Raw genomic sequence first — 6670 nt, 5'->3', positions numbered from 1 at the left:
ACTGGGTGCCGGGCCACTTTCCCTCCGATGATTTTGCCCTCGCCGCATTTGACGGGACCTCGCTGTATGAGCACAGCGACCCGCGCGAAGGCTATCACCAGGACTGGAATACGCTGATCTACAACTACGGTCGCCGGGAGGTCAGCAACTTCCTGGTAGGCAACGCGCTGTACTGGATTGAGCGCTTCGGCATTGACGCCCTGCGCGTCGATGCGGTGGCGTCGATGATCTATCGCGACTACAGCCGTAAAGAGGGCGAGTGGGTGCCGAATGAGTACGGCGGGCGGGAAAACCTGGAAGCGATTGAGTTTCTGCGTAATACCAACCGCGTTCTCGGCGAACAGACCCCTGGCGCGGTAACGATGGCCGAAGAGTCCACCGACTTTGCCGGGGTGTCGCGTCCCTCCTCGACGGGGGGGCTCGGCTTCTGGTTCAAATGGAACCTCGGCTGGATGCACGACACCCTCGACTACATGAAGCTCGATCCGGTTCACCGCCGTCATCACCATGACAAGATGACGTTCGGCATGCTCTACAACTACACCGAGAACTTCGTCCTGCCGCTGTCCCACGATGAGGTCGTGCATGGCAAAAAGTCGATTCTCGACCGCATGCCCGGCGATGCGTGGCAGAAGTTTGCCAACCTGCGCGCCTACTACGGCTGGCTGTTTGCCTTCCCCGGTAAAAAGCTGCTGTTTATGGGCAACGAGTTTGCCCAGGGGCGGGAGTGGAACCACGACGCCAGCCTCGACTGGCATCTGCTGGACGGCGGCGACAACTGGCACCACGGCGTCCAGCGTCTGGTTCGCGATCTGAACCATACCTATCGCCGCCACAAGGCGCTGCACGAGCTTGATTTTGACCGCTACGGCTTTGAATGGCTGGTCGTGGACGATCATGAGCGCTCGGTGTTTGTCTTCGTCCGTCGCGATAAGGCCGGGAATGAGATTATCGTCGCCAGCAACTTCACGCCGGTGCCTCGTCACGGGTATCGCTTCGGGATTAACCAGCCGGGTCGCTGGCGCGAAGAGCTGAATACCGACTCGATGCACTACCACGGCAGCAATACCGGCAACGGGGGAGTGGTGGCAAGCGACGCGATCGCCAGCCACGGCCGCGAGAACTCGCTCTCGCTTACCCTGCCGCCGCTGGCAACCATCTGGCTGGTACGGGAATCTGAAGGCGAATAAAACAGAGCGCTGATTTACTGCAATCCAGTTATTACCCGAGGAGATCACTTCTGCATTTATTTACAGAAGAGTAATGCTTTTTCTTCATTATTTTCTTTGATGGCTTTTCATTAATCGCAGGACATAATTATGAGTAAAATTGAATATACTGACAACTTAATGCTGTCGCGCCAGTTACCGCTTAAATCCGTGGCCCTGATCCTCGCCGGAGGACGTGGCACACGATTAAAAGACCTGACTACTATTCGCGCAAAACCTGCGGTGCATTTCGGCGGTAAATTCAGAATTATTGATTTTGCCTTATCGAATTGTATTAACTCAGGCATAAGACGTATTGGGGTTATTACGCAATATCAGTCGCACTCACTGGTTCAGCATATTCAACGGGGCTGGGCATTCTTTAATGAAGAAATGAATGAGTTCGTGGATCTATTACCGGCGCAGCAGCGGGTGCATGGTGAGAACTGGTATCGAGGTACGGCGGATGCCGTGACGCAGAACCTGGATATTATCCGCCGCTATGATGCTGAATATGTCGTTATCCTGGCCGGTGACCATATCTATAAACAAGATTACTCGCGGATGCTGCTCGATCATGTCGAAAAAGGCGCGCGCTGCACCGTAGCCTGCCTGCCGGTGCCGGTAGAAGAGGCGACAGCGTTTGGCGTCATGGCGGTTGATGAGAATGACAGGATCATTGAATTTGTTGAAAAACCGGCTCATCCGCCCACCATGCCTGGCGATGAAACCCGCTCGCTTGCCAGTATGGGCATTTATATATTTGACGCGGAATATCTCTACCAGCTGCTGGCAGAAGACGATCGGGATGAACACTCCACCCATGATTTTGGCAAAGATATTATTCCCAGAATTACGGCGGCAGGTGAAGCCTATGCGCATCCGTTCCCGCGCTCCTGCGTCCAGTCAGATAATAATGCCGAGCCCTACTGGCGGGATGTCGGAACCCTTGAAGCGTACTGGAAAGCAAATCTTGATTTAGCCTCCGTGGTGCCTGAGCTGGATGTTTATGACCGTAACTGGCCGATCCGTACTTATGTCGAATCGCTGCCCAGCGCCAAATTTGTTCAGGACCGTTCCGGCAGCCACGGCATGACCATGAATTCTCTGGTCTCCGGCGGCTGTATTATTTCTGGCTCGGTGGTGGTGCAGTCGGTTCTATTTTCCAAAGTTCGGATTAACTCGTTCTGTAATATAGATTCGTCGGTTGTATTGCCGGGCGTGTGGATTGGCCGCTCTTGCCGGATAAGGCGCTGCGTGATCGATCGCGGCTGCGTGATCCCGGAGGGAATGGTCATTGGCGAAAATGCCGTTGAAGATGCGCGGCGCTTTTATCGTTCGGAAGAGGGTATCGTTCTGGTTACCAAAGAAATGCTGGAAAGACTTGAAGTATGAGCCCATTTGCGGAAAAAGCGCGTCCGGCGGCAGGGACAATATTGCCCTGTCGCGGGTCGTCTCTGTGGCTGAATAATAAGGAGCATACATGCAAGTTTTACATGTAGGAGCAGAGATGTTCCCGCTGTTAAAAACGGGCGGACTGGCCGACGTCACCGGCGCGCTCCCGGCGGCGCAAATTGCCGATGGGCTGGATACCCGCGTGCTGCTGCCAGGGTTTCCGGCGATCCGCAACGGGATACAGGAGCCGCAGGTGGTAGCCAGCAGGGAGACATTCGCCGGGCCGATGACGCTGCTGTTCGGCGACTTTAACGGCGTGGGCATCTATCTGATTGATGCCCCGCATCTCTATGACCGACCGGGTAATCCTTATCATGACCAACAGATGCAGGATTATCCCGATAACGTACTGCGTTTCGCATTGCTGAGCTGGGTCGGAGCCGAGCTTGCCGGCGGTCTGGACCCGTTCTGGCGACCTGAAATCATCCACGCCCATGACTGGCACGCGGGCCTCACGCCGGCGTATCTGGCCGCCCGCGGCAACCCGGCCAAATCGGTGTTTACGGTGCACAACATTGCCTATCAGGGGCTGTTCCAGGCCCGGCATATGGCGGAGATCGCTTTACCGGGGGCATTCTTCCAGATGCACGGAGTGGAGTTTAAAGGGCAGATCTCCTTCCTCAAGGCGGGCCTCTATTTCGCTGACCATATCACTACCGTCAGCCCGACCTATGCCCGTGAAATAACCGAACCGCAGTATGCGTTCGGTCTGGAAGAGCTGCTGCGGCAGCGTCAGCGAGAAGGGCGGCTGTCGGGGATCCTTAACGGGGTCGATGAAAGCATCTGGGATCCGCGCAGCGATTCATTGCTGGCGGCGCATTACGACCCGGCCTCGCTGGCTGAGAAGGCGAAGAACAAGCAACTGCTGCAAACGACGCTGGGGCTGGAGGAGGACGCTCGGGCGCTGTTGTTCACGGTAGTCAGTCGCCTGACCAGCCAGAAGGGGCTGGATCTGCTCCTTGACGCGCTGCCGGGGTTAGTTGAGCAGGGAGGGCAGCTGGCGCTACTGGGCTCCGGGGACCCTGATTTGCAGGCCCGTTTTCTTGCCGCCGCGGCGCAATATCCCGGGCAGGTGAGTATCCGGATCGGCTACGACGAGGCGCTGTCGCATCAGATGATCGGCGGCGCCGACGTCATCCTGGTTCCCAGCCGTTTTGAACCCTGCGGCCTGACCCAGCTTTATGGCCTGCGCTACGGCACATTGCCGCTGGTTCGCCGCACCGGCGGACTGGCCGATACCGTCGCCGATTGTTCTCTCGAAAACCTTGCTGACGGCCTCGCGACCGGATTTGTGTTTACCGACAGCGAGACAGCGTCGTTATTACGTGCCATCCGCCGGGCCTTTGTTCTGTGGTCCCGTCCATCGCTGTGGCGGTACGTGCAACGTCAGGCAATGAGCATGGATTTTAGCTGGCAGATTGCCGCAAAGTCTTTCCACCAGCTGTATCAGCGCATTATTTAATTACTACGGATAAGAAAAATGGAACCACGCGTAAGTTATATTTCACCCAGGCTGAATGAAGAAGCGCTGCAGCATGCTATCGCTTATAAGCTCATGTTTATCCTTGGTAAAGACCCTTCACTTGCCAATAAACATGAGTGGCTCAACGCCACGCTGTTCGCCGTGCGCGATCGGCTGGTAGAGCGCTGGCTACGGGCGCATCGGGCACGGATCTCGCAGCAGGCAAGGCAGGTTTATTATCTGTCGATGGAGTTTCTCATCGGTCGTACCCTCTCTAATGCCTTACTGTCGCTGGGCATCTATGAGGATGTGAAAACGGCGCTGGCAGGAATGGGGCTGGATCTGGAAGAGCTGATTGATGAGGAGAACGATCCGGGCTTGGGCAACGGCGGTCTCGGTCGTCTGGCGGCCTGTTTTCTCGACTCCCTCGCCACGCTGGGGTTGCCAGGACGCGGCTACGGCATCCGCTACGACTACGGCATGTTTAAGCAAAACATCATCGACGGCCGGCAGATGGAGTCACCGGACTACTGGCTGGAATACGGTAACCCGTGGGAGTTCGAGCGCCATAAAACCCGCTATACCGTCCGCTTTGGCGGGCGCATTCAGCATGAGGGCAAAAACTCGCGCTGGCTGGAAACCGAAGAGATTATTGCGGTGGCCTACGATCAGATTATCCCGGGTTATGAAACCGATGCGACCAACACCCTGCGTTTGTGGAGCGCCCAGGCCAGCAGCGAAATTAACCTCGGTAAATTTAATCAGGGGGACTATTTCGCCGCCGTGGAGGATAAGAACCATTCCGAGAACGTTTCCCGGGTGCTCTACCCGGACGACTCGACCTATTCCGGGCGCGAACTGCGTCTGCGTCAGGAGTATTTCCTCGTCTCGGCGACGGTGCAGGACATTCTCACCCGCCATTACCAGCTGTATCAAACCTATGACAACCTGGCGGATAAAATTGCTATCCACCTCAACGACACCCATCCGGTGCTGTCGATCCCGGAGCTGATGCGCCTGCTGATCGACGAACACAGCTTCATCTGGGATGACGCTTTTGAGGTGACCTGCCAGGTCTTCTCCTATACCAACCATACCCTGATGAGCGAAGCGCTGGAGACCTGGCCGGTCGATATGCTGGGGAAAATCCTGCCGCGCCATTTGCAGATTATCTTCGAGATTAATGACTATTTTCTGAAAACCATGCAGGAGCACTATCCCGATGATATTGCCTTGCTGAGCCGGACCTCGATTATCGATGAATCCAACGGCCGCCGCGTGCGGATGGCCTGGCTGGCGGTGGTGGTCAGTCACAAGGTTAACGGCGTGTCGGAACTGCACTCCCGGCTGATGGTGGAGTCGCTGTTTGCCGATTTCGCCAAAATCTTTCCGCGCCGCTTCACCAACGTGACTAACGGCGTCACGCCTCGCCGCTGGCTGGCCGCCGCGAATCCGGCGCTTTCCGGGGTACTGGACCGTTATATCGGCCAGACCTGGCGTACGGATTTAAGCCAGCTGAGCGAACTGGGTGAGTATCAGGATTATCCGCTGGTTAACCAGGCCGTCAGCGAAGCCAAACTGGCGAATAAGCAGCGGCTGGCCGATTATATCGCCCGTCAGCTGGGCGTGGTGGTCAACCCGAAGGCGCTGTTTGATGTGCAAATTAAGCGTATTCATGAATACAAGCGCCAGCTGATGAACGTCCTGCACGTGATCACCCGCTATAACCGCATCAAGGCGGACCCGCAGGCCGAATGGGTGCCGCGAGTGGTGATTTTCGCCGGCAAAGCCGCGTCCGCTTACCACACGGCAAAACAGATCATCCATCTGATTAACGACGTGGCCAAAGTCATCAACGGCGATCCGCAGATTGGCGACAGGCTAAAAGTGGTGTTTATTCCCAACTACAGCGTCAGTCTGGCGCAGATGATCATTCCGGCCGCGGACCTTTCTGAACAGATTTCGCTGGCAGGGACCGAAGCCTCCGGGACCAGCAATATGAAATTTGCCCTGAACGGCGCGCTGACTATTGGCACCCTGGACGGCGCCAACGTTGAGATGCTGGAGCACGTGGGCGAGGAGAACATCTTTATCTTTGGTAATACCGCTGCAGAGGTCGAGGCGCTGCGCAGCAACGGCTATCAGCCGCGCGATTACTACGAGCAGGATGAAGAGTTGCGCCAGGCGCTGACCCAGATGGGGACCGGGGCGTTCAGCCCACAGGAGCCGGGCCGCTATCGTGGTCTGCTGGATTCGCTGATTAACTTTGGCGACCACTATCAGGTTCTGGCCGATTACCGCAGCTATATTGACTGTCAGGACAAGGTGGATGCGCTCTACCGAACCCCGGAAGAGTGGACCGCAAAAGCGATGCTCAACATTACCAACATGGGCTACTTCTCTTCGGATCGCACCGTGCGCGAGTACGCGCAAAAGATCTGGTATATCGACAAAACCCAACTCTAAGCCCGCATTCACAATCCCGTCGCGCCGGGGGCCCGGCGCGACGGGAAATACATTGATGGGACTGACGGAGATCGCAGGA

The 6670-nt window shown here is 56.5% G+C and carries 4 protein-coding genes; all 4 read left to right on the top strand.

Going from position 1 to position 6670, the window contains the following annotated elements:
* On the top strand, window positions 1–1190 hold a 1190-nt coding region (gene glgB, locus GO007_RS21685), incomplete at its 5' end, for a 1,4-alpha-glucan branching enzyme (RefSeq protein WP_095103604.1).
* Window positions 1191–1319: 129 nt separating this feature from the next.
* Window positions 1320–2603, top strand: a complete 1284-nt coding sequence (glgC, locus tag GO007_RS21680) for a glucose-1-phosphate adenylyltransferase (protein ID WP_049100407.1) — start codon at window positions 1320–1322, stop codon at window positions 2601–2603.
* Between the two features lie 88 nt (window positions 2604–2691).
* The gene (glgA, locus tag GO007_RS21675; RefSeq protein WP_095103566.1) at window positions 2692–4125 is read left to right on the top strand and encodes a glycogen synthase GlgA; all 1434 of its coding nucleotides are present in this window, start codon (window positions 2692–2694) and stop codon (window positions 4123–4125) included.
* A gap of 18 nt (window positions 4126–4143) precedes the next feature.
* Window positions 4144–6591, top strand: coding sequence for a glycogen phosphorylase (gene glgP, locus GO007_RS21670; protein ID WP_095103565.1), 2448 nt, complete (start codon window positions 4144–4146; stop codon window positions 6589–6591).
* The last annotated feature ends 79 nt before the right edge of the window (window positions 6592–6670 follow it).

Source organism: Klebsiella sp. 10-1, assembly GCF_009758445.1.
Lineage (GTDB): Bacteria > Pseudomonadota > Gammaproteobacteria > Enterobacterales > Enterobacteriaceae > Klebsiella > Klebsiella scottii.
The sequence above is the reverse complement of the archived record's forward strand: the minus strand, read 5'-3'. Positions and strand labels throughout refer to the sequence as shown.

Bases quoted from the DNA above. Each gene is read 5' to 3' on its own strand.
- glgP (WP_095103565.1), top strand. From the start codon at position 4,144: ATGGAACCACGCGTAAGTTATATTTCACCCAGGCTGAATGAAGAAGCG.
- glgC (WP_049100407.1), top strand. From the start codon at position 1,320: ATGAGTAAAATTGAATATACTGACAACTTAATGCTGTCGCGCCAGTTA.
- glgA (WP_095103566.1), top strand. From the start codon at position 2,692: ATGCAAGTTTTACATGTAGGAGCAGAGATGTTCCCGCTGTTAAAAACG.